Here is a 25,752-nt window from a genome sequence, read left to right as displayed (position 1 = left end):
TTAAGGCTAAGTACAAAAAGGAGGTATATTATTATGAGTGGCGGATATGGTTACGGTGGAGGATTCGCGTTAATCGTTGTACTATTCATACTATTGATTATTGTTGGTGCTGCATGGCTCTAAATCAATATCTTCTACATGGCTAAGCAGTGCAAACGAAAATAAAAGCCGGCCCTTTTAGGCTGGCTTTTTTTCTTACACTTCATTCAAAATCATTTGTTTCATCACACCTTTGATAAAACTCCTGAATTTCTTTTGTTGTAGAGACTGTATACTTATTACGGTAAAGTTGATCAACCTCAATAACCATTCTTTTTCCTATCCCTTGATTACGATGTGAAGGATTAACCGAAACATGCTGAATAATAGCATTGCTTTCGTTTTCAATCCGCAAACCAATTGCTCCTAGAACGTCATCTTCTTCCTTCCATAAATACAAATGCCAATCTGGGTTGGCTTCATATTCTTTAATGGTTTGCTGTAGCTTCTTAACATCTTTTTCTTCAGGCATAAAAGAAAGCAAACCCATGGCTATTTTTTCTAAATTTTTCTTAAAGCGAATTAACATAGATACCCCTCATTAACAAAATAGCTTATATGTGAAATTTATTCAATAGGAGTTTTTCATTTCAAACTAGATGTTTGTATCTCCTGCAATCAACTTATCTCCTTGTTGTGGATGTTTAAAACGCCCTACATTGAGATAAAACAGTACACAATTAAGCTATTGGTTTTAAGCGGACAATTTAATTAGTAACTATATAATATAGAAATTTTAAACTAAATGCTCGTAATTATATTTATGCACGTTTCCCTTGTTTTGTCAAATATGTATGTAAAACAAAGCTCAACTGCACGAATAAACTAGACTACCATAAAGCGTTTTTATTTACCATTCATAAAAGTTGGCTAATTCATTTAACTTGCAGCATGAATTACAATTCATCTGTGTAATCAAATTTTTCAATAAGTAAAACAACTTCTGTTAGTATTAAGATCGTCTTCTAGACATTTTTATTTCGTAGGAGTTGCATAATGATATGTCCATCTGTTTTCTTTCCTTTCCACTTAAGAGGAATTAAATTTACGAGCCCTACCCAAAGGTTGAACCAAACAAACAGGTGAAAGGAAATGGCGATAGTCATGACATCTATTTTCCAAAATATAAAAGCCATGAAAATGCTGAATAAAGGGCCAGAAATAGTTATAATTATTTTTTCCAATCTGCTATAGTCGGGTTGCCGATAACTTGTTGCTAAACCCCCAATAAAAAACAACGGAGCAATAGAAATAGTAAACCTACCTACGTGCATTAATGTTTTTACAGTTCCTGCTCCAATTGATATATCCACTTTTTCGGCTTGAAAAAACCAAGCAACTATAGCATGACCAAATTCATGAAAAAAAATACTAATTGGTGCTACGAAAACGAGGAGGTAAAAAAGCAGTAAAACATCCATACTCCCACCTCAGTTTCATGTGAATCCTTAATTAGCAGGCTCTTCTCCTACACTAGTTTGTGCCCGTACTGACTAATTACTAAAAACGAATGGTTAAAAAACGGAGATGGCTAATCTTCTTTACTACTTCTCCGTTTTTACTATTTGTACATTAACTCAGAAAATCTAGTAAATTTATTAAAGAAAGGCTCTTACTATAAAGTTTATAACTTCTGTCACCCTTATGTTACCTGACTACATACCAATGAAAATTAAGCCGTATAAACTTTAACTTCCTTCATCACATCTCCATTTTGCATTGTTTTTGCAAATTGAATTCCTGATGTTACTTGTCCAAATATAGTGTGAACGCCATTTAAATGTGGTTGAGGTTCATGGACAATAAAAAATTGACAACTTCCTGTATCTTTTCCAGCATGAGCCATTGAAAGAGATCCTTCTTGGTGTTTATGCGGATTCCCTTCTGTTTCACATTTAATTGTATAACCAGCTGATCCTGTTCCGTTACCTACTGGACAACCACCTTGACTAACAAAGCCAGGAATAACACGGTGAAATGTTAATCCATTATAAAAGCCATCATTGGCAAGTTTTTCAAAGTTTGCCACTGTATTTGGCGCTGCTTCTTCATATAAATCAAACTCAATTTTATTATCATTTTCCAATAAAATATACCCTTTTTTAGCCATTCTATAAATCTCCTTTTTGTAATAGAACTAAGCTCCATTTTATCATGTAATGAAGTCTGTGCAAAGAATTTACTTATTCAAAACTAAGGTCATGGCGAGTAACATCTTTATAAGTCTCACGTCTGACAACGAGTTTATCCTTGCCATTTTCCACAAAAACCACTGCGGGTTTTGCAAATCGATTGTAATGGTTTGCCATAGAATAACCATAAGCCCCCGTTGAAAAAACGGCCAAAATATCATTCTGTGAAACAGCAGGCAAAGGTAAATCCCATATAAGCATATCCCCTGATTCACAACATTTACCAGCAATAGATACTTTTTTTTCTACTAACCAATCTGCTTTATTTGCTAACACCGCTTCATATTTTGCTTGATATAACGAGGGTCGTAGATTATCTGTCATACCCCCGTCAACCGCTATATAATTTCGAATTCCTGGAATTTCTTTCATCGAACCTATAGTATATAAAGTAATCCCAGCATTGCCAGCAATTGCTCTACCAGGTTCTATCCAAATTTCTGGCATTGGAATCGCTATAGATTCTGCTTGTTTTTGCACTTCATAAATTAATTCTTCTATAAATGGGGCGTATGATATAGGAGCATCCTCCTTGGTGTAACGAATTCCATAGCCTCCCCCCAAATTTAGCACATTAGGTACATAATTATACTGTTGTTTCCACATTTTTAATGATTCAAACAACATATTTGTAGCTAATATAAATCGATCTGTTTCGAATATTTGAGAACCTATATGGCAATGCAATCCTTGAAAACAAATATATGGATCATCAATCATCTTTAAAAGTGCATTCTCGGCTTGCCCGTTTTGCAAGTTAAACCCAAACTTAGAATCTTCATGTCCTGTCATAATATACTGATGTGTTTTGGATTCCACCCCTGGTGTTACTCGCATTAAAACATCCATTTGTTTATTGTAATCTTTAAGTAAAGAATGAATATGTTGAATTTCTTGAAAGTTATCTACCACAATACATCCAATATTATTTTCAATTGCCATCCTAATTTCTGCAATACTTTTATTATTTCCATGAAGGTGAATTTTCTCAGTTGGAAAACCAGCTTGTAATGCTGTGTACAATTCTCCTTCCGATACCACATCCAAATACATTTCCTCTTGCTTCATGACTTGTAACATAGCAATTGATGAAAATGCCTTGCTAGCATAAGCTACTTTCGCAGGAATACCCATTTTTTTAAACGTATTTACAAAAGCGCGACAGTTGTTTCGAATTATTTGCACATCATAAACATATAAAGGTGTTCCATACTTTTTTGCCAATGTTACACTATCTATACCGCCAATTTCTAAATGTCCTTGTTTATTTACTGTAAATGGATGATTATCAATTATCATAGCATTAAAAACCTCCGTAACATATGAAAAACTTGGCTTGTCGCCAAGACTTCATTTAGCTTACACTATACACCATAAAATTTTATACTTTTCTAAACGTAAGTTATAATTAAAAACTTTACCACATCAACGTATAAATGAAAAGAGACTTGTTTAAAAATTCAGGTCTTATCTTATACATTTAACTGTAGCTATGTGCCTAAGTGTAATATTTTTCTACAACATGTAAAAGGTAATACAACCTCTAACAGCTATTCTTAACAAATCATTACGTTTAATATAGTAGTGCGTATCCAGCAGGAGACACGCATAACTCCTACTGAATAATACCATCATTTTTCAGGTTGACGATAATTGTTTTTAGGGTGAACAATGCTTGGTCTACTATTTGTATATGGTACAGGGATACGAATTAAAGTGTGCAACATAGCTCGTGGATTAAAAGGGATAAATGGCCATAAATAAGGTGTTCGTAAAGATTTAAGGTGCATTAAAAATAGGAGATGAGCTAAAAATATGGTGATAAAACCAACTAATCCAAATAACCCAGTAACCACCACAAATATAATATTCACTATTTTATTAGACACGCTTAACTCATAACTGGGAGTAACATAGCCACCTATAGCACTAACAGAGACATACAAAATGACTTCAGGACTGAACATCCCAACATCGATGGCAATTTGCCCAATTAAAACCGCTGCAATTAAACCCATTGCGGTTGATAAAGGGGTCGGTGTGTGAATGGCGGCCATTCTAAGGAATTCAATACCAATGACAGCCATTACTATCTGGACAGGAATCGAGATATTCCCCTCTTCATTCGGTCCAATAAAAGCCAGTTCTTTAGGCAATAAATCCGGTTCCATGACAAGTAATAGCCATAATGGTAGTAAATACATAGATGCAAAGATAGCCAAAAATCGTATCCAACGAATAAAAGTACCAATTGCTGGTGTTTGACGGTATTCTTCTGCGTGCTGTAAATGGTGAAAAAATGTGGTCGGTAAAATAATGACACTAGGTGATGTATCCACAATGATTAAAACATGTCCTTCTAATAAATGATTTGCCGCAACATCTGGCCGCTCTGTATAACGTACTAGTGGATATGGGATCCACTTGCGATCAATAATAAATTCATCAACGGTCTTATCAGCCATTGAAATACCATCAACTTCAATGTCTTGAATTCGATCTTTAATTAATTGAATCAGCCCTTCATCCGCAACATCATCAATATAGCTTAAGCAAACATCTGTTTTGGATCGTTCTCCTACTTTCAGCATTTCATTACGCAATCTTGGGTCTCTTATTCTTCTTCTGGTCAAAGCTGTATTTTCAATAATATTTTCAGTATACCCATCTCTAGAACCACGAACCACTCGTTCAATATCTGGTTCTTCAGGTGTTCTACCTGGATAATTTCGTACATCTATGACGTAAGCAAACCGCTCTCCGTCAATAAATAAAACAATTAAACCCGATAGCATCTGATCTACAGCCTCATCCATTGTTTTTACTTGCTCAACTTGTTGATGTATAAGTCGGTTTTTAATGATTTCTGGAAGCTTTTTACTATTGGCTTCATGATCATTTAAATTAACAAGCTCTTTTAATAAGTCTTGGATGATGATTGAATCGCATAATCCTGTCACATAATAAATTTGAATGTCTCGTTTTAATAGTACAAGCTCACGAAAGCCTAAATCAAAGGAAACACCAATTCCTAATCTTGTTTTCATATAGTTTTCAGTATGTCTTATTCTAGGATTCACAGGTATTTTTTGATCATGTTGTACCATATGTACGGTCCCCTTTTAAATTACAATAATAATGATGCTGATGGAATATTTTTCCGTAAATAGCCACAGGGAGCTTGGTTAGAAAAACGGAAACAGGTAACAGAACCTACCTTGCACATTTAACTTTGCTGGGAAACCCAAATAAAATGGGAATAGCAACTTAGATAAATGCGGTAAGCAGATTAATGCTTTACAAAATATAACCACTGGAATAAAGAACCTGCTATTTTTCCAAACACAATTGCCATAAGCAGCCATAACAAATATTTTTCAATACCAATCCGTTTATATAATATAGGAAATACATTAAGAACTTCTGCTAATGCAGCTGCAAGCATTCCATTAAAAATACCTTGTAATAGCCCCCATATAGCTATAAAAAATACTGAATTGTTCCAAACTACAGACGTAAATGATAAATAGGTTCCGAATAAACTTCCCACAAGAATACATGCTGTATAGATAGGTAGAAACATTTCTGTTTTACTTAATTGTATAAGTCTAGGAACAATTCCTAAAATGGTAATAAACGCTACATAACCAGCACCTACAGCAAGCCCTGCACTAAATCCAATTAAAACTTCAAGAAGATGAGTGAGGATGGTCAGCATCGTTGTGTGCATTTTCGTATTGAATTACGTAATCATCTAAATCTCGCTGGTAATTATAAATTTCTACTTCTAATGGGCTCGGCTCTTCATTAAAGCGTTTATTAAACCAATGATTAAAGAACAACAGCATACCAATTCCTAATCCTAAAGAATAAGGAATTTGCAACCATAACGGATATTCTTTTTTCTCTCCAGTTAACAAAAAGTGAACTTTTTGATGTACTTCTTGCATACTTACATCATAATGAAAATTCATAATTGTCATTGCTGTTCCAACAAAGATTAGTAACCAAACACTAAGAGCAACAAGAACAGAAGGAGACTTTTTGCGCTTATTAATCCGAATTATTGTTTGATCTGGGCCAATTAATTGAAAATCCAGATCTGGAAAATTACAATTCAAATGTTCAATAACTAAAAAACTGTCAATTACAACAATATTTTTATCTTTTTTACCCAATCGATATATTGGTGTGTATTCAATTTCCTTTTTATTTGTATTATTTGTGGATATCACTGCAATATCTTTTAGTTGTAACAATTGATATGCATTTAATTCCAGGGTTTTTTTCATTCTTACATAAACTTGGTTGGGCAATTTTCTCCCTCCAAACGCTTCGGATACTTGTATCATTTAGTATTTACTAAAACCTTAAAATTTACACAGGTTAATTATATTAAAGAATTTTCTATATTTAATTTGCTATAAAAACTGAGAAAACATCTTCTTTTTTGCTTGTACTATTTTCTGTAGCCCAAAGATTTATTAGGACATATTTAACTTATCCAACTCGCATCTATCAATTCTTGCGAAAGCACCTTTATATTTTGGAAAAAATCTTCATTCATATTTCCTACAGTACAAAAATGATCCCATCTACCGTATTTGGCAAATGGGATCTTACAACTAATTTTATTTAAACATCAATGTATAGTTTCATTTCCTCTAATATTTTCTTCTCTAATCGAGATACTTGTACTTGCGATATACCTAAACGTTTAGCTACTTCAGATTGCGTTTGATCTTTGTAATAACGCAAATAAACAATGAGTCTTTCTCTTTCACTTAGGTCGCGAATAGCCTCTTGTAAAGTGATCCTTTCAAACCAATTTGTATCTTGATCGGAAATTTGATCTAATAACGTAATTGGGTCACCATCGTTCTCAAATACCGTTTCATGAATAGATTGTGGCGATCTACTTGCTTCCTGTGCATGGATAACTTCTTCCGGTGAAATTTCCAATGCCTCTGATAATTCATTTACTGTTGGTGATCTACCGTTTTTTTTCGTTAATTCATCTTTTTTCTTTCGAATTCGGTTCCCAGTTTCTTTTAATGATCGACTAACTTTCACAGTTCCATCATCTCGAATAAAACGTTGAATTTCACCAATAATCATTGGCACAGCATACGTGGAAAAACGGACATCATAGGATAAATCAAACTTATCAATGGATTTAATGAGACCAATACTTCCAATTTGAAACAAATCGTCTGGGTCATATCCTCTGTTTATAAACCGTTGTACAACCGACCATACAAGGCGCATATTTTTTTCCACTAATTTATCTCTTGCTACTTTATCCCCTTGCTGACTTTTTTCAATTAGTGTTTTTACTTCCTGATCAGATAGTGAATCGCTCCTATTATCCCCTTGCACATTAACATTCATCGCTAAGACCTTTCACGATGAGCACATCGTTTTTGCGTTGGTTAATTGTTTGGTCATGTGTACAGTTGTGCCTTGTTCAGGATTAGATATAACCTCGACAGTATCCATAAAGTTCTCAATAATCGTAAAACCCATTCCAGATCGCTCTAACTCAGGTTTGGAAGTATATAGTGGCTGGCGTGCTTCGTCAATATCATCAATCCCAATTCCGTTATCCTTAATAATTAATTCCACTTGTTCATCTATTAACGCACAGGTTATTGTTACTTCATGATGAGGTTCATTATTATAAGCATGAATAATGCAATTAGTTACAGCTTCTGATACTACTGTTTTAATTTCTGTAAGTTCGTCCATCGTCGGATCAAGCTTACTTACAAAAGCAGCTACGGTTACTCTGGCAAATGATTCATTTTCACTAACACTTGAAAAGGTAACTGTCATTTCATTTTTCACGATGCCACCCCCAACGTCTCTAAAGCAAATTGCTCGTTCTCCTCTAATCGAACAATCTTAAATAATCCTGACATTTCAAACAACCTTCTTACTGGAGGGGAGACAGAACAAACAACCATCTCTCCTCCTAACTGTAATACTTCCTTATACCTTCCCAACACTACTCCTAGACCAGAACTATCCATAAAATCCATAGCTTCTAAATTTAAAACCACATGTTTAATGTCATGCTCACACATTACTTCTTTCCATTCTTTACGTAGTTGTTCTGCTTCATGGTGATCTAATTCCCCAGAAAGGCGAACAACTAATACATTCTCTTTAACAGCAAATGTTGAATGAAGTCCCATTGCCTTTGTCTCCTCCTTCATACTGCCATACTTTTATAGTTCGAGAATCTAGAATATAAATCCTGCTCGTTGACAAAAGAAGAAATAGTTCTGCCAAAATAGAAATAATTAATCATTTTTCGCCATATTTTGCCATACACGCTTCCAAAGAGTACCGAAAGTCGCCTCATGAATAGTATCTTTAACAGTCAAATTACTTTTAGATAAAATGTTATCTTTATCTTTTATAATAAGCTCACCTACAGAATCCCCTTTTTGAACAGGAAGTTGAATATCTTCTTTCATAACCACTTCTGTAGTAATATTGTCAAAAGAATCTCCCCGCTTAAATAATGTACTAATAGATTCTGCAGCAACTACATCCGTTTTTTTGTTTTCAGCTTTAGTTAGGTTAAGCTCGGTTATTTTATCACCTTTCTCAAATAATTTTTGCGTTTGATAATGGTTAAATGCATAGTCAAGCATTTTAGAAACTTGTTCATTTCTTTCTTTAGAAGAACTAGCTCCCATAACTACTGCAATAACTCGCATTTCTTCTTTCTCCGCTGTAGCGGACAAACAATATTTTGCTTCACTTGTATAGCCTGTTTTTAGCCCATCAACACCTGCATAAAATTTTACTAACCTGTTTGTATTCACAAGCCAAAATTCATTATCTTCCCCTTTACGTAAATAATCCTCATAAATGGAGGTGTAGTTAGTAATATCTTCATATTTTAGTAACTCTTTCGACATTACAGCCATATCATGAGCTGTACTATACTGACCATCAGCAGGAAGCCCTGTTACATTTTGGAATTTTGTGTTTTTTAATCCAAGTTCTTTTACTTTTTGATTCATTTTTTCTACGAAAGCATCTTCACTTCCAGCTATTCGTTCTGCTAAAGCGACACTAGCATCATTACCAGAAGCTATAGAAATTCCTTTTAACAAGTCATCAACACTCATCTTTTCTCCGGCTTCCAAGAATATTTGCGACCCTCCCATAGAAGCAGCATGCTCACTTACCCTTACTTGTTCGTTTATTTTTAATTTTTCTTCATCTAATGCTTCCATAATTAATAACAACGTCATAATTTTCGTCATACTTGCTGGTGGTAGTTTTTCATGCTCGTTTTTATGGAATAATATCTTTCCAGTATCGCGCTCCATCAAAAGAGCTGATTTAGCATCTTCAGCTAACTTTTGATCGGTATTTTCTTTTTCTTCTTCAGCACTTACGAAAGTTACCGCGTTTCCAATGAGAATACAGACAAGGCTGATGATGCATAGAGCTTTTTTCATTGTTTTCCCTCCAATATTCCTATGTAGGTTATCCATTTTTAACCGATATAGATGCTTTAGTTTCTATTCAGACGTCATACATATAGGCTAACCAAATTAGGCATTTTTTATACCAGAATATTGGAGATAAGTTTACTTTATATGCTTACTTTAAAAGTAGTTTTTTAGAAAGACTTGGCGATTGCCAAGTCTGTATGAGGATAAAACATCGTCGTTTTACTTATACTATAAACCTAAAAATCTTATGCTTTCCTAATAGCACAAAAATAAATGGCTCGCATTGAGCGAGCCATCACCTATCTTGACATAGTTTCCTAGCCTAAGGAAGGAAAGTTTGTTAAACTAGTTTTTCGTCAAGATGTAGAAAATTTCACCTGTTTTATATCTAGAAATAAACGAAAGCTTTTCGTTCTCTAGAAACTAAAAATCATGATTGCAAAATCGTACTCTTGCATATAGGCTTCAATTCAAACCAGTTAAGGTAAAAAAACCTATTTTTTATGATTCTGTAATCATACCATGAATTAATGTTGGTGCTTTTATTTCATTTGTGGAAATAGTAATGCTATTGTAAAGCTTCTCTTTAACATCGTTAATTTCTTCTGTATTTGCATAAATTGTAAGTAAAGATTCTCCTTCTTGCACACTGTCTCCAATCTTCTTATTTAAAACAAGACCAACCGCTAAGTCAATTACTGCATCTTTCGTTGCTCTGCCAGCACCTAGCATCATCGCTGCTGTTCCAATGTCATCAGCTATGATTTCAGAGATTTTTCCGGAACTTTTAGCAGGCAGTTCTATTTTATAAGATGCTTGGGGTAAAGTTTCCGGATGATCGACTACAGAAGCATTTCCACCTTGAGATTCAAGAAAAATCTTAAATTGCTGTAATGCCTTTCCATTATGCAGGTTTGCTTCTAATTTCTTGCGCGCCTCATCAATTGTATCAGCTTGCTCTGCCAAAACAACCATTTGGCTTCCTAATGTTAAGCAAAGCTCCGTTAAATCTTCTGGCCCTTTTCCTTGCAATGTTTCAATTGCTTCTTTTACTTCTAAGGCGTTTCCAATTGCTTGACCCAGTGGTTGACTCATATCAGAAATAACCGCCATCGTATTTCTTCCTACTTTATTTCCTATTGTAACCATAGCCGTTGCAAGTTCCTTAGCATCTTCTAACTCTTTCATAAAAGCCCCAGCGCCCGTTTTCACATCAAGAACGATAGCATCTGCACCTGAAGCAATCTTTTTACTCATAATAGAACTAGCAATCAGCGGTATTGAATTTACAGTTGCCGTAACATCTCTCAAACCATAAATTTTCTTATCAGCTGGAGTAAGATTGCCTGACTGACCTACGACTGCTACTTTGTTTTTATTAACTAAGTCTATAAATTCATCATTGGATATTTCAACATGAAAGCCCGGCACAGACTCCAATTTATCAATTGTACCACCTGTATGACCTAGTCCTCTTCCACTCATTTTAGCTACCGGTACACCTACAGAAGCAACGAGTGGCGCAAGAATTAACGTTGTTGTATCACCAACACCTCCAGTGGAATGCTTATCTACTTTTATTCCTTTAATAGCAGATAAATCAATCTGATCCCCAGATTCGACCATAGCTTGGGTCAACTCAGCACGTTCTTGATCATTCATATCTTGAAAATAAATTGCCATTAATAGAGCACTAACTTGATAATCAGGAATTTCTCCATTCGTATAACCTTGAATAAAAAATTGAATTTCGCCTTTTGTTAACGCTTGATTGTCTCGTTTTTTTTCAATAATGTCATACATACGCATATTTATCAACCTAACCTTTCCGGAATTTTTACAATTACTTGCTTAACAAATTGCAGAAATGATTCTTTCACTCGTTCTGTAGTTTCAATTACTTCATCATGGGTTAATGGCTGATCAAGAATACCTGCTGCCATATTTGAAATGCAAGAAATACCAAGGACTTCCATACCAGCATGTTCTGCAACAATAACTTCAGGAACCGTTGACATCCCAACAGCATCTCCACCTAACGTTCGAAGCATACGAACTTCAGCAGGCGTTTCATATGAAGGGCCTGTATTGCCAACATACACCCCTTTTTGAATTGGTAAACCAATGTCCTTAGCGCAAGATTCAGCATGTGCGATTAATTTTTTACTGTACACTTCCGACATATCGGGAAATCTTACTCCTAATTGATTATCATTCTTACCAATTAATGGATTGGCTCCCATGTTATTAATATGATCTGTAATAAGCATAAGATCTCCAGGGCGAAATTGTTCATTTACGCCACCTGCAGCATTGGTAACAAGAAGAGTCTCCATTTCAAGCTCTTTAAAAACACGAACAGGAAAAGTAACTTGTTGCATTGGATATCCTTCATAATAATGAAATCGTCCTTGCATGGCAATAACTGGCTTTCCTTTTAATAATCCTGAGACTAATTGCCCTTTATGACCTGATACCGTTGATACTGGAAAATGTGGTATTTCGTTATATGGAATAACTACTGCATCTTCAATTTCATCCGCTAACACGCCTAACCCTGATCCTAGAATTAAACCTATTTTAGGTTGATGTTGTATTTTTTGTTGTATAAACGTGCTTGCTTGCTTTATTGCTTCTGGATTCATACGCGATTCCCCCTACTATTTTTTAATGCTATTTAAGAAGCTTGTTCCATGTTTTGGCATTGAAACTTCAAAATTTTCAGCAATGGTTGCACCAATATCAGCAAAAGTTTCACGTATTGGTAACTCTTTCCCTTCTTGTATACCATTATGATAAACAAGTAGTGGAACAAACTCTCTAGTGTGATCTGTACCATGGTGAGTTGGGTCATTACCGTGATCAGCCGTTATAATTAATAAATCATTATCCCGTAGTTTCTCTAGTACTTCTGGGAGTCGATCATCATAAGCTTCCAAAGCTTCAGCATAACCGTCAGGGTCACGACGATGTCCGTACTTCGCATCGAAGTCAACTAAATTCAAAAAACTGATTCCATTAAAGTCTTCTTCCATAGACTCGACTAATTTTGTCATTCCGTCATCATTATCTTTTGTACGTACTGCTACCGTAACCCCTTCCCCGTCATAAATATCAGAGATTTTTCCTAAAGCAATGACATCGTATTGATTATCCTTTAATTCATTCATAACTGTTCTACCAAACGGCTTTAAAGCATAGTCATGGCGATTTGCAGTTCGTTCAAAGGCACCTGGTTTACCAATAAACGGTCGAGCTATCACACGACCAACCATATACTTTTCATCTAATGTTAGCTTTCGTGCTATCTCACAAATACGATACTGTTCATCAATTGGAATGATTTCTTCATGTGCAGCGATCTGCAAAACAGAATCTGCGGAAGTATATACAATTAACGCACCCGATTCCATATGTTCTTCGCCAAGTTCTTCAATAATTTTCGTACCAGACGCTGGTTTATTTCCAATTACTTTACGACCCGTTTGTTTTTCCAATTCTTGAATAAGTTCAGCTGGAAAGCCCTCTGGAAAAGTGCGAAACGGCTGTTCAATATGAAGTCCCATTATTTCCCAATGACCTGTCATCGTATCTTTCCCATTCGAAGCTTCTTTCATTTTTGTATAATGTGCTTTTGGAGAATCCGCTTTCTCAATTCCTTGAATTTCTCTAATATTACTTAAACCTAAGCTCCCCATATGCGGCATATGAAGTCCATTCCGATGTGCTGCAATATGTCCTAAAGTATCAGCCCCCTTATCATTAAATTTTTCAGCGTCTGGCGCTTCTCCAATACCTACAGAATCCATTACTACAAGAAAAATACGTTTAAATTTTTGCAATGATGTTCCCTCCTTCTATTAGTTATGTTCCCGAAATTAAGAGAAACTATGTTTACGTTCCATGTTGTAGGATGTCAGACAACTCAGTAGAAATTAAGCTCTGGGATGATAACTTGTATAAACATCCTTTAGCCTAGTTTTTGTTACATGTGTATATATTTGTGTTGTGGAAATATCCACATGTCCAAGCATTTCTTGAACCAGTCGTAAATCTGCCCCATTTTCTAATAAATGCGTAGCAAAAGAGTGCCGTAATGTATGGGGTGTAATCGTTTTGTTTATACCGGCTTCCAACGCTCTTTTCTTTAAAATTTTCCAAAATCCTTGTCGTGACAATGGCTTACCATGTTGATTTACAAATAGAGTATCCGTCAGTTGACGTTTCAATAGCTTCTTTCTTCCCTGTTGCAAATAGTTCTCCACTGCATGGATAGCTGTATTACCTAATGGAACAATACGTTCTTTCGACCCTTTGCCTACACACTGCACAAATCCCATGGTTAGATGTAAGTCAGAAACTCTTAAAGTAATCATTTCAGTTACACGTAATCCTGTTGCGTAGAGAAGTTCAAACATAGCTTTATTTCTTACTTGTAATGGGCTTGTCCCTGGGATGTTTAAAAGCGCATCCATTTCTTTGACAGACAAAACATCTGGTAGTTTGCGCTCTTTCTTTGGTGTTTCAATATGCAAACTTGCATCATGAGTCACAATTCGCTCACGAACTAAAAATTGATGAAACGCTCGCAGTGAAGAAATATGACGAGATATCGTAGCTGAGGACTTATTATTATCCTTCAAGCTGTATAAAAACTTGGTCATATCTGTTCGTGTAACTTCTTCCCAATCATTTCTTCCTACAATCGTTTTTAAGTATTGAATATAATGTTTAATATCTCTTTGGTAGGATGTAAGTGTATTATCTGACAACCCTCGCTCAATTCGCAGATACTGAAAAAAATCTTTTGCACTATCATGTAACATAATTTTACTCCCCTAAACGGAAAAATAAATGAATGCGTTCAAAAAAACTATGCTCTTCTGAATACACTTTCACAGCAGGTCCTTCAGGTGGGGTGTAGCGATGAAAGTGCTCATATTCAGCATGCATGACACGTAAACCATAGTAAAATAATAAAGTGAACGCAACAAACAAAAAAAACACTTTTACAATATCCATTAGAATTGTTCTCATACATTTTGCTCCTCTAAAAATATCTTTATAAAAAAGATATGCAGAAATAGAGGGGCAATATACGTATTAAAGTAAAACTTCATATAGCAATAGTTTCCAAACTTAACCATAGCAGTTCGTGCCGTCGTACTTGGCTTCTGTACTAACATGGAAACTCTTAACCTAATAAGGTATGGCCGTCACTTGAAGAGTTAAAATAAAAAACTAGCAAAGAGTCTTATCTTTAATGTACAGCTTTTATCGCTATTTGTAAATGATTTTCCATATGTAAGTTTTTATTTTTTTAGTTCGTTTCCTATCCGATTAGCGAATACAAATTTTCTAGGTTCCATTATCCAAATCCAATTTAAATAAAACAATTTAGTGAAAATACGTGCTTCTAGTATAGTAGCATGAAAATTAACTAGAAGCACTTACTGTTACAGCTTGGCATTGCTTACAAACACCATGGAATGTGAGTCGGTGATCCTTTACTTGAAATCCCCATTCATTTTGAACTATTTTTTCAACCTCTTCAAGTAAATCTTCTTCAATTTCCTCAACTGCACCACATTCAGAACAAACGAGGTGGTGATGTGAATGTTTTGCACCTTCTTTTCGTAAATCGTAACGAGAAACACCATCACCAAAATTTATTTTATCAACAATTTTTAATTCCGATAATAATTCTAATGTACGATATACAGTTGCCAAACCTATTTCTGGGGCTTTTTCTTTTACTAATAAGTAAACATCTTCCGCACTTAAATGGTCTTCTTCCCTTTCCAATAAAACACGGACAGTAGCTTCGCGCTGTGGTGTTAACTTGTAACTTTGGGCATGGAGTTGTTTTTTAATCCGGTCAATTCGATGTTCCATTGGGCTATTACCTCCCTCATATCCCATCTTTATTATATGCGTGGATGAAAATTGTGTCAAAGCAAAATCATATTACATTATATTTATAATAATTATAAGATAAGATGGATTATTAGTAAAATGACCGAACAACCCATTGCATTGCTTCATTTGCAATAAATGTTTCTAAAAGAGCAGCAACACTAGCAAAAAGAGCCAACAATGAAAATAATATGACGTATCTTCCAAAAGGTTGAAAAACTGGTTGTGCTATTTTATTAGTAAATAATTTACTCAACAATGTTAAAGAAAAAATCATTGCCAAGCTACCTGCTACAATATATACAGGTATAATAAGAAAGTTTTGTGGAGCGATGGATAAAGTAGCGATCAACAAACCATTCATTCCTAGCTGATTAACCATAAAACCAACAGAGAATCCGATTACCAAACCTTTAAGAAAAATTAGGATCCAAACTAATGGCAAACCGATTACAGATAACCCTAACACAAATAAAAGCAATAAATACTTAATATGATAAAAAAAGCTATTTTTGAAAATTTCATCGTAATTCGCTTGTTCATTATCAGTTATCTGTTTGAAAAATCGTTCTAAATAGAAAAATAAATCTTGTTTCTGAACAAAATTCATACTATTAACGAGGATTGCTCCAAATATAACACCAGTTAAAAATAGAATGACCATAAATAAATAGATTGTTGCATGTTCTTTGACATGATTAATGAGAAGCGTTTTATTTTTCTGCATTGGAATCCTCCATTCAAAAACTGCTATATTAAAATCTATGAAGGTAACCAAGCAAAAATACCATGTTTCTATTAACTTTCTATCAAAAACTATACATTTACAAATGCATTTCCCTATTTGTAATAACTTAATAAGAGATAGTTGACATCGTGTTATATTACAGAAGATATCTTATTGGCAGCGTGAAGGTTTATCGATTCTATTAGCAAGTTCACTTAATAAAACCGTATTTCCCTCCACCTCCCTCTTGAACATGTAATTCCCCATTTCTCATATCAATAATAGCTTGTGCTATTTGTTCTGATACTACTAGAGCAAGCTTCTCCCTAGTAGTTTGATGTATAATATGCATTTCTGTTCCAAAGCTTTTCAAAAGTTTTTCATATGTTCTCTTCCCTATCCCCGGCAAGTATTCTAATGGAACTTGATACGTATAGTCCGGTCGCGAGCTACAAAGTTCATCCGCGTCCTTTAAATCTGCAATTCGGTCTGCTACACCTTTCACATGTTTTTTAGAATGACAGTTAGGGCAAACCGATTTTTCTACCGTTAAATAAGTTAAGCATTGACTGCATACCGTTCTATAGTATTTACCTAATTTGGGATTCATTCCGTAATTATTTTGTATTTTCCTGCCATTTTTGTTCGCTAATACGAACTGAAACTCTTTAAATGAAGGATGTTTCATTTGCATATGTTGATACTCACGGGCGATCTTTCCTAAAGAATGTGCATCAGAGTTAGTTAGATACGTAAAAGAATGCAGTTCCTCTATCTGATCGGCCATCTGCGTATCAGCACTTAGACCTAGCTCCATTCCATCAATTAAATCTGGTGATAGTATTTCTGATAAAGATCGTAAAACACCCTTACCATATAAACTTTTAAAGGGAGTAAATATGTGCGCGGGAATAAACACACCTTGTAAATCTTTTACTTTCCATTGTAATTCTTTAGCAGATCCATAAAAACGTTGCGAGCTTAAAGAAATATTCTTCATCCGTAGACTAAGCCATTCAGAAAATATCTCCATTTGGTGGATTTGGGGAAAATAGCAAAGGACATGTATCGGCCCTTGCCCCTTGGCATCATTCACCTCAATTTCTGATCCTAATAGAAGCGTAACGGAATCAAATCGAATACCACCTTCTTGTAACTCTTTAGCTTCCCCTTGAATTATCAACTGTTTCAACTCCCGTAACACAGCAGGCGCTTGACAATCTACTACGCCTATCATATCAATTCCTTTATTTATACTTGCTTCTCTTAAAATCGCCGTTAATGTCAGACGGTTAGAAGCCGTTATTTTAACAGGGGCAAAATACATGTCTCGACCAATATGGATGTGTAAGTCAGCCGTATACGAAGATAGCATTTAGCTCAAACCTAATGCGTGTAAATAGAGAATAGCATAATTTGTTTTTGCATCATGAATTCGTTCTGCTTCCACGTATTGTTTTGCTTCTTCTAATGATAATTCAACGATTTCAATAAACTCATCCTCATCCCCGTCAACGCTTTCGTCTAACGGCTCCAATTGGTTCGTAATATATATATGCATTAATTCATTCGCAAACCCAGGCGAAGAATAAAACGAAGTTACAAATGATAATTCTTTCGTCGTATATCCTGTCTCTTCTTCTAATTCACGAATTGCTGTGGTCTCCGGATCTTCACCTGTTTCCAGCTTGCCAGCAGGAATTTCTAAAATAGATTTTTCTAAAGGCTTTCGGAATTGTTCCACTAGTACAATCTTATTTTCTTTCGTTATAGGAATGATCCCTACTGCACCTGGGTGTTTAATAATCTCTCTTTTCGTCTCTTTACCATTTGGAAGTTTTACATCATCTACTTGTAAATGTACGATGTTTCCTGTAAATATTTGCTTGGAACGTATCGTTTTCTCTTCAAATTTGTTCATTGATATCACCCTTGTTATGAATTCGTTTTTCCTTATTTTATCACAAAATCATACGTATGGTTTGTTTTCACGGTTATGAGTAGATAAAATAGAGTTACTAGGGACGATTATAACGTTCAATAGCTACACTGCTGATTTATAAAACATACCTAATTATAAATTTAATAGTAAGTGGTAAAAAAGAAAGGAGATGGAAAATGAACCAACTTGGAAAATCATCTATTTACATTTCAGAATTAACATTAGGCTGCATGTCAGTAGGTACAGATTTACAAAGAGCGAAGAATATTATTGACTATGCGCTTGATAACGGTATTAATCATTTAGACACAGCTGATCTATATGATTTTGGAGAGAATGAAAAAATTGTTGGAGAAGCGATCAAACAGAAGAGAGATCAAGTAATTATTACTTCAAAAGTAGGCAATCATTTTGATAAAGTAAAACAAACTTGGTTTTGGGACCCTTCTAAGAAACATATCCTCAATGGTCTAAAAGCAAGTCTTCAACGCCTACAAACAGATTATATTGACTTTTATATGCTACATGGTGGCACCATTGAAGACCCAATTGACGAAACTATTGAAGCCTTTGAAGAACTAAAACAGGAAGGACTCATTCGAGCTTATGGCATATCCTCGATACGACCTAATGTTATCAAAGAATTTGTAAAAAAATCTTCTATAGACGGAGTTATGATGCAATATAGTTTGTTCGACCGAAGACCTGAAGAAGAAATACTTGACCTTTTACTGCGAAATCAAATTAGCGTTTTAGCAAGAGGCCCTTTAGCAAAAGGAATTTTAACTGAACATGGGATTCATCAGATTGATAAAAAAGGGAAAAATGGTTTACTTGGATATTCAAAAGAAGAACTTCATCAAACTTATGAACAACTTACTTCTATCAATAACCCAGCGAAAATAAATGAGCTTGCATTTCAATATGTCTTGAAACATCCAGCTGTTGCTAGTGCGGTATTTGGCGCAAGTTCTATTGACCAAATAAAAGAATCAGTTACAAAAAATATTACGCATTCTTTACCCGAACATATCTATGAAAAATTAAAAGTAATAACCAAAGCTCTTGTTTACGAGGCACACCGTTAGAATTTTTTAAGTTTTCCTTAATACACTCTCAAAATTGCTAACTGTTGGTATGTAAAAAAATAGCAGCGGATGCATTTTGAGAGAACATACATTCAGGTTGATTGTCAGTGATGCATAGTGCGTGCAAACTTGTGCAAATAATTATTAAACGCGGCTGTTTTTTAGTAAATTCTTACTTGAACGATCTCTTCTTTGGACACTCAACGATGAATATTTATTCTATGAGAGAAATTAATTGTTGTCTAGGAATAAAAGGATTCAAAATCTCCTCAGGACTGTTTAGACGAAATAAACCTTGGTTGTAATCCAAAATTAATTGTTCTGCAAAAAATATTTCTTGTTGTTCTTGAATATAAGTCGGTATTTGCATATTTAATACCCGCTTATAGTTTGATGGCAATTGTTTTGTTAAACAAATTGTTGGTATGCCGTTTACCCCACAGCCGCACCCCTCCGTATCATACCACAAAAATAAATACGGATAATATTCTAGCGGTAATCCTTGTAGCTCTTCCCAAGCTTTACTCGTAATTTTTAGTTCCATTGGAATTCCCCCTTTATTTTTTCATGAATTGGCTTTTAAATAGCTTTTCGCATATTGCTGGAAACAATTGATAGATTCGGCTGCCAATTTCCATCCAAAATGGCAAATTTATCTCTCTTTTTGGAATAAATAATTGTTGTACAATTTTTTTTGCTACATCATCTGGATCCAACATGTAACGCCCAACATTTTTCTCATACCTACCTGTTGGATCAGCTGTATGAAGAAAATTCGTTTTCACAGGCCCTAAATTTACTGCTGTCACATAAATATTACTACTTGCAGTCAACTCCAGGCGCAGTCCATTTGTAAAGCCAAGTACTGCATGTTTGGTCGCTGCATATACGCAAGCTTTTGGAGTGGCTATTTTCCCTGCTTGAGATGCTATATTAACGATATGTGCTAAGGATTGTTTTTGAAAATATGGCAACAGCTGCTTGGTTATACCAATTAAAGAAGTTACATTTAATTGGATCATAGACTCGATATCACCGTCATTCATTGCACTCAATTCTGCAAACATTCCTATACCAGCATTATTAATGAGACCATGCACTGGATCGTGGTTTTCTATGATTTCATTTATTACCTTTTTTGTCTCCTGCTTGTTTAACAAATCAACAATATAAATAGGACTATCAATATGGAATGAGTAAAGAATATCCGCTTTTAAATGCTCCAATTTATCTCGTGAGCGAGCTAATATTATAGGAATACCTCTCTCCTTAGCAACATACCATGCCACTTTCTCTCCAATACCGCTTGATGCACCTGTAATAATTATTTTTTTATTCACTAATGAAGTTCGCTTCATAAACGATGATTCCGTCCTTTTTTCTTTTTATGATTTGTTTTAAAGATTCTAAATAATCTAATTGTCCGAACGTTTCTGACATAGTTAGGTCAATTTGTTTTTTATATTGGTATGGGAATAACTTTTTACAAATTTCAAATGGCGTTAACATTACGCTTTGCTGTAAAAATTCATAAACTATATTTGCTCTTTCCTCCTGCTTTGTTAAACGTGAGAGAATCAACTGTTGTGGATTCTCTACGATCTTGCCGTGACCAGGTAACACTTTGTTCACGTTTATATCAACGCATTTTTGCAAATTCTTCCGATATTGTATCATCGGCTTTGGTCTATCTTCTATTGTTTTGCCTATTTTCGGTGGCTCTATTATTGGATTGGACGAGATATGTTCCAAAAGATGATCCCCGCCAATTAAAAGGTGATCACGGTCACGCAAAAAAGACAGATGGCTTTGCGCATGCCCTTTCGTTTCAATTACTTCCCATTCTGGATGTCCAGGTAATCGATCACCTTCTACTAGCGGTGTCGTAACTTCTCCTCTCCCTGCAAAATCCATGGTTGCTTCAAGCTTATCCAAAGCCTGATAAAATATTTTAGGGATGCCACTAGCCACGAAGTATTGTTCAAAAAAACGCCTATAATGTTCCAAATATTCCTGATCTCTTGTGAGCCAAGTGTTCACACTTGGCTCAGCGGCAATATATTGTGCATTTGGAAACTGTTCTGTTAAACCGATATGATCAGGATGATGATGGGTCAAAATAATCTGCTCTATATCTGATGGTCGATAACCTATTTGCTTTAATTGCGTTGTCAATGCTTCCCATGCCTGTCTCGTTTTCACACCAGCATCCACAATAGATAAAATATCTCCTTTTAAAACGTATACATGCACATCACCGACCGCAAAAGGAGTAGGCAATGTTAGCTGACTAATTGTTTGTTCAATTACTTTCATATTTGATTCCTCCAACTGAATCGCCATTCATTTTTATTTCAAATATTAAGATGCCATAAGTCTTTCTCTTCAAAAAGAAAAACGGCACCTCCATTCTGAACTCATTCAAAAGTGATTAGGTGATACCAATGCGATACTAACAAATATAAGGTGTTTACTTCATATATTGTACTTCCTTTCTACTTCTTTGTCGATTTTTTTATGTTGTATCTAATGCACTGTTAGGCGACATGTTCAATAAAAAAAGACAAATTTTACATACTCGTTAATGATACTTTGATTATTCACATAAACACTTCTCTCCACATAAGCTATTGTTCTGTACCATTCATTTTATTAGAAAAAACTAAGCTTATCACGAAGTCTATATGCGGAAAGGTGTAGTATTGCTTATACGGTAACTCTACCATTTCTAAAATGAAATGTAACTAGTTGCATACGTTAAGTAACTATTAATAAACAATCACATTTGACCCTATTACGTCAGAAACTTTATCATAGTATTACACCTATCATATATTTTCTGTTAAACATAAACGTATAAGGTAATGAGGAAGTAAAATAATGGCAGCATGTTACTAAAAGCATTGAATAATCCTTATTCAAATGTAAAAATATTTTAGTACGTGCATTTCGAGGTGAAACGGAGTGAAACCAACCCTATATGCTCATCGAGGGGCAAGTTATTATGCTCCCGAAAATACGATGCCAGCCTTTGAATTAGCATATCAAATGCAAGCGGATGGAATTGAAACAGATGTTCAATTAACAAAAGACCAAGTGCCAGTTCTTATTCATGACGAGAATGTAAAAAGAACAACGAACAGCAGCGGTTATATTAAAGATTATACTTACCATGAACTATGTCAGCTAGACGCAGGTAGTTGGTTTTCGCCTAATTATGCCCATACTCCTATTCCAACTTTAGAAGACTTTTTAACATGGGCGAAGCATAAGCCTTTGTATTTAAATATTGAACTAAAAAATAATAAAGTGGCATACCATCATATAGAGGCCATCGTTTATGAGTATATTTCTGCTTATCAACTAACGAATAGAACAACTATATCGACTTTCAATCCTAATAGCGTGGTTAAACTGTTAAATTATAGAAAAAACATTGAAATAGCGTTATTAACATCGCGGCGATATCGCTATCCTATACATGTTGCAAAGGAATTAGGTGCTAGTGCATTACACCTAAAATATAAGTTGATCACACCAAAAATCGTAGCCTCCGCTTATGAACAAAACGTAAAACTAAGACTTTATACTGTAAACCGCCCGGCCCACATTATTCGATCTATTCAATATGGTGTGGACGGAATGTTTACAGACGTACCTGATCTGGCATTCTACTATCGTAATTTGTTGTACAATCGTTAATCCTTTATAGTTGGAAACGACGCTTCAAAAGCTCGTAAATATAACAACGAGTGTATAATTGCTATACAATCCAAATACCTTGAATACGCATACAAATTAATTTACTGTTAATACAGAAGAGACAAGGTATTAACTTTCCACTCAGTTCTCATTCAAGTCGGGTAGCTTTAAAAAATATCTTGATATTTTTTCCTACTGCATGATGAAGAAAAAAATGCTATTCTAAACAAAAGCTATTATAAATGCAGTATAATAGCTATAGTGGGTCATTTAAGGAATATGGAGGAATAATAATGGAAGTAGTTTTTCTAGGTACTGGAGCTGGTGTTCCTTCCAAAGAAAGAAATGTTTCTGCTATCGCGTTATCATTACTACAAGAACAGAATAGTGTTTGGTTGTTTGATTGTGGAGAAGCAACACAACACCAGATCTTGCAAACGAATATCAAGCCACGGAAAGTTAATAAGATATTTATTACGCATATGCATGGCGATCACATTTATGGTTTACCAGGTTTTTTAAGTAGCCGTTCTTTTCAAGGAGGAAACAATCCTGTAACTGTCTATGGTCCAAAAGGTCTGAAACAATATATAGAAACAAATCTAACCTTGAGTGAGACACACTTGTCCTATCCGTTATCATTCGTAGAAGTAACCGATCAAATGATTATTGAAACAGAGCATTTTCAAATATATGTTCAGTCATTAGATCATGGCATACCATGCTTTGGTTATCGAGTTGTTGAAAGGGATAAGCCAGGTGAGTTACTTGTTCACAAACTAAAGGAAATGGGTATTGAACCAGGTCCGATCTATAAGGAAATTAAAGAAAATGAGTACGTAACTGTACCTGATATTGGAACTATTTATCGTAAGGATGTGGTTGGTAAACCAAAACGAGGAAGGATTATTTCTGTAATCGGTGATACGAGGTTTTCTAAGCTTCACAGAAAGCTTGCTAATTATGCAGATTTACTTATTCATGAAGCGACATTTGGCAAAGATAAGCAAAACCTAGCCCACCGTTACTATCATTCAACAACGTTACAAGCTGCTCAATTAGCCACGGAAAGCAATTGTAAACGTCTAATTATTACACATATTTCGTCAAGGTATCAACAAAAAGAAAGCGAACAACTGTTACAGGAAGCCCGAGAGATTTTTCCTAATACAGAATTAGCTAATGATTTTTCAAAGTTTACCATTACATAAAGGAGGGCTTTCATTGATAGACATTCCACAGCTTGTTGCTGATCAACGTACATTTTTTTTAAATGGAAACACGATGGATTATAGCGTTCGTAAGCAACAATTACAAAAAGTAAAATCAATGTTAAAGGAAAATGAAGCAAGTATCTATCAAGCATTAAAAGCAGACTTAAATAAATCCAAACATGAAACATTAACAACTGAGTTGGGCTTTTTATATATGGAGATTGATCATACTCTAAAACAATTACAAAATTGGATGGAACCAATTAAAGTAGCTGCACCAATTACCCATAAAGGTACAAAAAATTATATATTAAAGGAGCCATTTGGTGTTTGTTTAGTAATTTCACCTTGGAATTATCCATTACAACTAGCTCTGGCTCCTGCAATCGGTGCTTTAGCCGCAGGGAATTGCGTCATCATCAAGCCTTCAGAAGAAGCAAAAGCAACATCAGCACTATTAAGAAAGATGATTGATAATTATTTTGACCCTTCTTTCTTAGCGGTTGTAGAAGGTGAAAAAGAGACTGCTCAAGAATTATTGCAACAACGCTTTGATTACATTTTTTTCACAGGAAGTACCGCTATCGGTAGAATTATAATGAAGGAAGCGAGTAACCATCTAACACCTGTTACATTAGAACTTGGTGGTAAAAGCCCTGTCATTGTTGATAAAGACGCAAATATTAACCTAGCAGCTAAAAGAATTGCATGGGGAAAATTTACCAACGCAGGACAAACTTGTGTAGCTCCTGATTATTTATATGTACATGAGAAAGTAAAATTTAAATTAATTAAATCCATGAAAAAATATATTCGCAGTTTCTATGGACGGACCCCATTAAACAATAAAGACTACATCCGAATAATTAATGAAAAACATTTTAATCGCCTATCTAAATTCCTTACTAACGGTTCCATTTTACACGGTGGTGCGACGGATCCACTAACGTTAAAAATAGAACCAACCCTTCTAGATAAAATCACTTGGGAAGATTCTGTGATGCAAGAAGAGATCTTTGGCCCTATTTTGCCTATATTAACGTTTAAAGAAATTGAAGAGGCAGTGAGCGTCATACGTAAACAAGAAAAACCATTAGCTTTATATTATTTTGGAGAAAATGGGCAGACACAGCAGCAAATCATGCAATACTTATCTTTTGGTGGTGGTAGTATTAATGATACCGTTCTGCATTTGGCGAATCCACATCTTCCTTTTGGCGGAGTTGGTGAGAGCGGAATGGGAGCTTATCACGGTAAGTTCAGCTTTGATACATTTTCTCATAAAAAAAGTATTATGAAACAATCAACAAAATTTGATGTACCGTTTCGCTATCCAGGCGGAAAAATATCCGATAGCATTTTGAAAAAAATCATGAAATAAGCCTATAAAATTAGATTTTCATTGAGCAAATGAATAAACACTCCAACAATCCTCAGGTTTATTTGTGAGCGAT

At 34.9% G+C, this 25,752-nt stretch carries 28 protein-coding genes; 5 read left to right on the top strand and 23 right to left on the bottom strand.

Features of this window, described 5'->3' with window-relative positions; all coding sequences use genetic code 11:
- Positions 1-33: 33 nt before the first annotated feature.
- Positions 34-123, top strand: coding sequence for a YjcZ family sporulation protein (locus tag D9780_RS07705; protein WP_021291215.1), 90 nt, complete (start codon positions 34-36; stop codon positions 121-123).
- Between the two features lie 79 nt (positions 124-202).
- Here D9780_RS07705 and D9780_RS07700 read toward each other — a convergent pair whose 3' ends face one another.
- From D9780_RS07700 to D9780_RS07605, 20 genes are all read right to left on the bottom strand, one after another.
- Positions 203-568, bottom strand: a complete 366-nt coding sequence (locus D9780_RS07700; protein ID WP_073004248.1) for a GNAT family N-acetyltransferase — start codon at positions 566-568, stop codon at positions 203-205.
- 436 nt (positions 569-1,004) lie between these two features.
- A complete protein-coding gene (locus D9780_RS07695; protein ID WP_121639777.1) occupies positions 1,005-1,460 on the bottom strand; it encodes a M50 family metallopeptidase in 456 nt (151 codons plus the stop codon).
- Between the two features lie 251 nt (positions 1,461-1,711).
- Positions 1,712-2,149 (bottom strand): peptidylprolyl isomerase, encoded by a 438-nt coding sequence (locus tag D9780_RS07690; protein ID WP_077703628.1) that lies wholly within the window; start codon positions 2,147-2,149, stop codon positions 1,712-1,714.
- A gap of 73 nt (positions 2,150-2,222) precedes the next feature.
- Positions 2,223-3,530: a diaminopimelate decarboxylase gene (gene lysA, locus D9780_RS07685; RefSeq protein WP_073004254.1), complete on the bottom strand. Its 1,308-nt coding sequence runs from the start codon at positions 3,528-3,530 to the stop codon at positions 2,223-2,225.
- A 332-nt stretch (positions 3,531-3,862) separates the two neighbouring features.
- Positions 3,863-5,338, bottom strand: coding sequence for a spore germination protein (locus tag D9780_RS07680; RefSeq protein WP_121639776.1), 1,476 nt, complete (start codon positions 5,336-5,338; stop codon positions 3,863-3,865).
- 182 nt (positions 5,339-5,520) lie between these two features.
- A complete protein-coding gene (locus tag D9780_RS07675; RefSeq protein WP_116277031.1) occupies positions 5,521-5,949 on the bottom strand; it encodes a stage V sporulation protein AB in 429 nt (142 codons plus the stop codon).
- On the bottom strand, positions 5,921-6,547 hold the full coding sequence (locus tag D9780_RS07670) for a stage V sporulation protein AA (protein ID WP_121639775.1): 627 nt from the start codon (positions 6,545-6,547) through the stop codon (positions 5,921-5,923). The genes D9780_RS07675 and D9780_RS07670 overlap by 29 nt, the downstream gene beginning before the upstream one ends.
- Positions 6,548-6,866: 319 nt before the next feature.
- Complete coding sequence (gene sigF, locus D9780_RS07665) at positions 6,867-7,622, bottom strand: RNA polymerase sporulation sigma factor SigF (RefSeq protein WP_121639774.1); 756 nt, start codon at positions 7,620-7,622, stop codon at positions 6,867-6,869.
- 12 nt (positions 7,623-7,634) lie between these two features.
- Positions 7,635-8,078 carry an anti-sigma F factor gene (spoIIAB, locus tag D9780_RS07660; protein WP_073004262.1) on the bottom strand — a complete coding sequence of 148 codons (444 nt, stop codon included), beginning with the start codon at positions 8,076-8,078 and terminating at the stop codon, positions 7,635-7,637.
- Positions 8,075-8,428 carry an anti-sigma F factor antagonist gene (gene spoIIAA / locus D9780_RS07655; RefSeq protein WP_073004264.1) on the bottom strand — a complete coding sequence of 118 codons (354 nt, stop codon included), beginning with the start codon at positions 8,426-8,428 and terminating at the stop codon, positions 8,075-8,077. The genes spoIIAB and spoIIAA overlap by 4 nt, the downstream gene beginning before the upstream one ends.
- A 108-nt stretch (positions 8,429-8,536) precedes the next feature.
- On the bottom strand, positions 8,537-9,712 hold the full coding sequence (locus D9780_RS07650) for a D-alanyl-D-alanine carboxypeptidase family protein (RefSeq protein ID WP_121639773.1): 1,176 nt from the start codon (positions 9,710-9,712) through the stop codon (positions 8,537-8,539).
- 498 nt (positions 9,713-10,210) lie between these two features.
- Positions 10,211-11,518: a pyrimidine-nucleoside phosphorylase gene (locus tag D9780_RS07645; protein ID WP_121639772.1), complete on the bottom strand. Its 1,308-nt coding sequence runs from the start codon at positions 11,516-11,518 to the stop codon at positions 10,211-10,213.
- Positions 11,519-11,523: 5 nt separating this feature from the next.
- A complete protein-coding gene (locus D9780_RS07640) occupies positions 11,524-12,354 on the bottom strand; it encodes a purine-nucleoside phosphorylase (RefSeq protein ID WP_121639771.1) in 831 nt (276 codons plus the stop codon).
- 15 nt (positions 12,355-12,369) lie between these two features.
- Positions 12,370-13,551 (bottom strand): phosphopentomutase, encoded by a 1,182-nt coding sequence (gene deoB / locus D9780_RS07635; RefSeq protein WP_121639770.1) that lies wholly within the window; start codon positions 13,549-13,551, stop codon positions 12,370-12,372.
- A gap of 93 nt (positions 13,552-13,644) precedes the next feature.
- A complete protein-coding gene (gene xerD, locus D9780_RS07630) occupies positions 13,645-14,535 on the bottom strand; it encodes a site-specific tyrosine recombinase XerD (protein WP_116277025.1) in 891 nt (296 codons plus the stop codon).
- A 4-nt stretch (positions 14,536-14,539) separates the two neighbouring features.
- Positions 14,540-14,746, bottom strand: a complete 207-nt coding sequence (locus D9780_RS07625; protein ID WP_073004275.1) for a DUF4227 family protein — start codon at positions 14,744-14,746, stop codon at positions 14,540-14,542.
- A gap of 399 nt (positions 14,747-15,145) precedes the next feature.
- A complete protein-coding gene (locus D9780_RS07620; RefSeq protein WP_073004277.1) occupies positions 15,146-15,604 on the bottom strand; it encodes a ferric iron uptake transcriptional regulator in 459 nt (152 codons plus the stop codon).
- A 112-nt stretch (positions 15,605-15,716) separates the two neighbouring features.
- Complete coding sequence (gene spoIIM, locus D9780_RS07615; protein ID WP_121639769.1) at positions 15,717-16,352, bottom strand: stage II sporulation protein M; 636 nt, start codon at positions 16,350-16,352, stop codon at positions 15,717-15,719.
- A 211-nt stretch (positions 16,353-16,563) separates the two neighbouring features.
- Positions 16,564-17,727 carry an endonuclease Q family protein gene (locus tag D9780_RS07610; RefSeq protein ID WP_073004280.1) on the bottom strand — a complete coding sequence of 388 codons (1,164 nt, stop codon included), beginning with the start codon at positions 17,725-17,727 and terminating at the stop codon, positions 16,564-16,566.
- Complete coding sequence (locus D9780_RS07605) at positions 17,728-18,273, bottom strand: NUDIX hydrolase (protein ID WP_121639768.1); 546 nt, start codon at positions 18,271-18,273, stop codon at positions 17,728-17,730.
- 197 nt (positions 18,274-18,470) lie between these two features.
- On the opposite strand from D9780_RS07605, the gene D9780_RS07600 reads away from it, so the two are divergent.
- Positions 18,471-19,382 (top strand): aldo/keto reductase, encoded by a 912-nt coding sequence (locus D9780_RS07600; protein WP_121639767.1) that lies wholly within the window; start codon positions 18,471-18,473, stop codon positions 19,380-19,382.
- Between the two features lie 214 nt (positions 19,383-19,596).
- On the opposite strand, the gene D9780_RS07595 is transcribed toward D9780_RS07600, so the two are convergent.
- From D9780_RS07595 to D9780_RS07585, 3 genes are read right to left on the bottom strand one after another with little or no spacing between them, the layout of a single operon-like run.
- Positions 19,597-19,926, bottom strand: coding sequence for an iron-sulfur cluster biosynthesis family protein (locus D9780_RS07595; protein ID WP_121639766.1), 330 nt, complete (start codon positions 19,924-19,926; stop codon positions 19,597-19,599).
- A 13-nt stretch (positions 19,927-19,939) separates the two neighbouring features.
- Positions 19,940-20,740: an SDR family NAD(P)-dependent oxidoreductase gene (locus D9780_RS07590; RefSeq protein ID WP_121639765.1), complete on the bottom strand. Its 801-nt coding sequence runs from the start codon at positions 20,738-20,740 to the stop codon at positions 19,940-19,942.
- Positions 20,715-21,698, bottom strand: a complete 984-nt coding sequence (locus tag D9780_RS07585) for an MBL fold metallo-hydrolase (protein WP_121639764.1) — start codon at positions 21,696-21,698, stop codon at positions 20,715-20,717. Before D9780_RS07585 ends, D9780_RS07590 begins: the two co-directional genes overlap by 26 nt.
- Positions 21,699-22,346: 648 nt before the next feature.
- Between D9780_RS07585 and D9780_RS07580 the strand changes: the two genes are divergently transcribed.
- From D9780_RS07580 to D9780_RS07570, 3 genes are all read left to right on the top strand, one after another.
- Positions 22,347-23,084: a glycerophosphodiester phosphodiesterase gene (locus D9780_RS07580; protein ID WP_073004290.1), complete on the top strand. Its 738-nt coding sequence runs from the start codon at positions 22,347-22,349 to the stop codon at positions 23,082-23,084.
- 293 nt (positions 23,085-23,377) lie between these two features.
- Positions 23,378-24,295 (top strand): ribonuclease Z, encoded by a 918-nt coding sequence (rnz, locus tag D9780_RS07575; protein ID WP_073004292.1) that lies wholly within the window; start codon positions 23,378-23,380, stop codon positions 24,293-24,295.
- 73 nt (positions 24,296-24,368) lie between these two features.
- A complete protein-coding gene (locus D9780_RS07570) occupies positions 24,369-25,679 on the top strand; it encodes an aldehyde dehydrogenase (protein ID WP_371413735.1) in 1,311 nt (436 codons plus the stop codon).
- Positions 25,680-25,752: the final 73 nt, after the last annotated feature.

Origin of the sequence: Virgibacillus sp. Bac330 (assembly GCF_003667845.1) — a bacterium.
In the GTDB taxonomy this organism is placed as follows: Bacteria; Bacillota; Bacilli; order Bacillales; family Amphibacillaceae; genus Virgibacillus; species Virgibacillus chiguensis.
The sequence above is the reverse complement of the archived record's forward strand: the minus strand, read 5'-3'. Positions and strand labels throughout refer to the sequence as shown.

Excerpts from the sequence above, each read along its gene's own strand:
- D9780_RS07705 (WP_021291215.1), top strand. The coding sequence starts at position 34 with ATGAGTGGCGGATATGGTTACGGTGGAGGATTCGCGTTAATCGTTGTA.
- D9780_RS07700 (WP_073004248.1), bottom strand. The coding sequence starts at position 568 with ATGTTAATTCGCTTTAAGAAAAATTTAGAAAAAATAGCCATGGGTTTG.
- D9780_RS07695 (WP_121639777.1), bottom strand. The coding sequence starts at position 1,460 with ATGGATGTTTTACTGCTTTTTTACCTCCTCGTTTTCGTAGCACCAATT.
- D9780_RS07690 (WP_077703628.1), bottom strand. The coding sequence starts at position 2,149 with ATGGCTAAAAAAGGGTATATTTTATTGGAAAATGATAATAAAATTGAG.
- lysA (WP_073004254.1), bottom strand. The coding sequence starts at position 3,530 with ATGATAATTGATAATCATCCATTTACAGTAAATAAACAAGGACATTTA.
- D9780_RS07680 (WP_121639776.1), bottom strand. The coding sequence starts at position 5,338 with ATGGTACAACATGATCAAAAAATACCTGTGAATCCTAGAATAAGACAT.
- D9780_RS07675 (WP_116277031.1), bottom strand. The coding sequence starts at position 5,949 with ATGCTGACCATCCTCACTCATCTTCTTGAAGTTTTAATTGGATTTAGT.
- sigF (WP_121639774.1), bottom strand. The coding sequence starts at position 7,622 with ATGAATGTTAATGTGCAAGGGGATAATAGGAGCGATTCACTATCTGAT.
- spoIIAA (WP_073004264.1), bottom strand. The coding sequence starts at position 8,428 with ATGGGACTTCATTCAACATTTGCTGTTAAAGAGAATGTATTAGTTGTT.
- D9780_RS07650 (WP_121639773.1), bottom strand. The coding sequence starts at position 9,712 with ATGAAAAAAGCTCTATGCATCATCAGCCTTGTCTGTATTCTCATTGGA.
- D9780_RS07645 (WP_121639772.1), bottom strand. The coding sequence starts at position 11,518 with ATGCGTATGTATGACATTATTGAAAAAAAACGAGACAATCAAGCGTTA.
- D9780_RS07640 (WP_121639771.1), bottom strand. The coding sequence starts at position 12,354 with ATGAATCCAGAAGCAATAAAGCAAGCAAGCACGTTTATACAACAAAAA.
- xerD (WP_116277025.1), bottom strand. The coding sequence starts at position 14,535 with ATGTTACATGATAGTGCAAAAGATTTTTTTCAGTATCTGCGAATTGAG.
- D9780_RS07625 (WP_073004275.1), bottom strand. The coding sequence starts at position 14,746 with ATGAGAACAATTCTAATGGATATTGTAAAAGTGTTTTTTTTGTTTGTT.
- D9780_RS07620 (WP_073004277.1), bottom strand. The coding sequence starts at position 15,604 with ATGGAACATCGAATTGACCGGATTAAAAAACAACTCCATGCCCAAAGT.
- spoIIM (WP_121639769.1), bottom strand. The coding sequence starts at position 16,352 with ATGCAGAAAAATAAAACGCTTCTCATTAATCATGTCAAAGAACATGCA.
- D9780_RS07610 (WP_073004280.1), bottom strand. The coding sequence starts at position 17,727 with ATGCTATCTTCGTATACGGCTGACTTACACATCCATATTGGTCGAGAC.
- D9780_RS07605 (WP_121639768.1), bottom strand. The coding sequence starts at position 18,273 with ATGAACAAATTTGAAGAGAAAACGATACGTTCCAAGCAAATATTTACA.
- D9780_RS07600 (WP_121639767.1), top strand. The coding sequence starts at position 18,471 with ATGAACCAACTTGGAAAATCATCTATTTACATTTCAGAATTAACATTA.
- D9780_RS07595 (WP_121639766.1), bottom strand. The coding sequence starts at position 19,926 with ATGGAACTAAAAATTACGAGTAAAGCTTGGGAAGAGCTACAAGGATTA.
- D9780_RS07590 (WP_121639765.1), bottom strand. The coding sequence starts at position 20,740 with ATGAAGCGAACTTCATTAGTGAATAAAAAAATAATTATTACAGGTGCA.
- D9780_RS07585 (WP_121639764.1), bottom strand. The coding sequence starts at position 21,698 with ATGAAAGTAATTGAACAAACAATTAGTCAGCTAACATTGCCTACTCCT.
- rnz (WP_073004292.1), top strand. The coding sequence starts at position 23,378 with ATGGAAGTAGTTTTTCTAGGTACTGGAGCTGGTGTTCCTTCCAAAGAA.
- D9780_RS07570 (WP_371413735.1), top strand. The coding sequence starts at position 24,369 with ATGGATTATAGCGTTCGTAAGCAACAATTACAAAAAGTAAAATCAATG.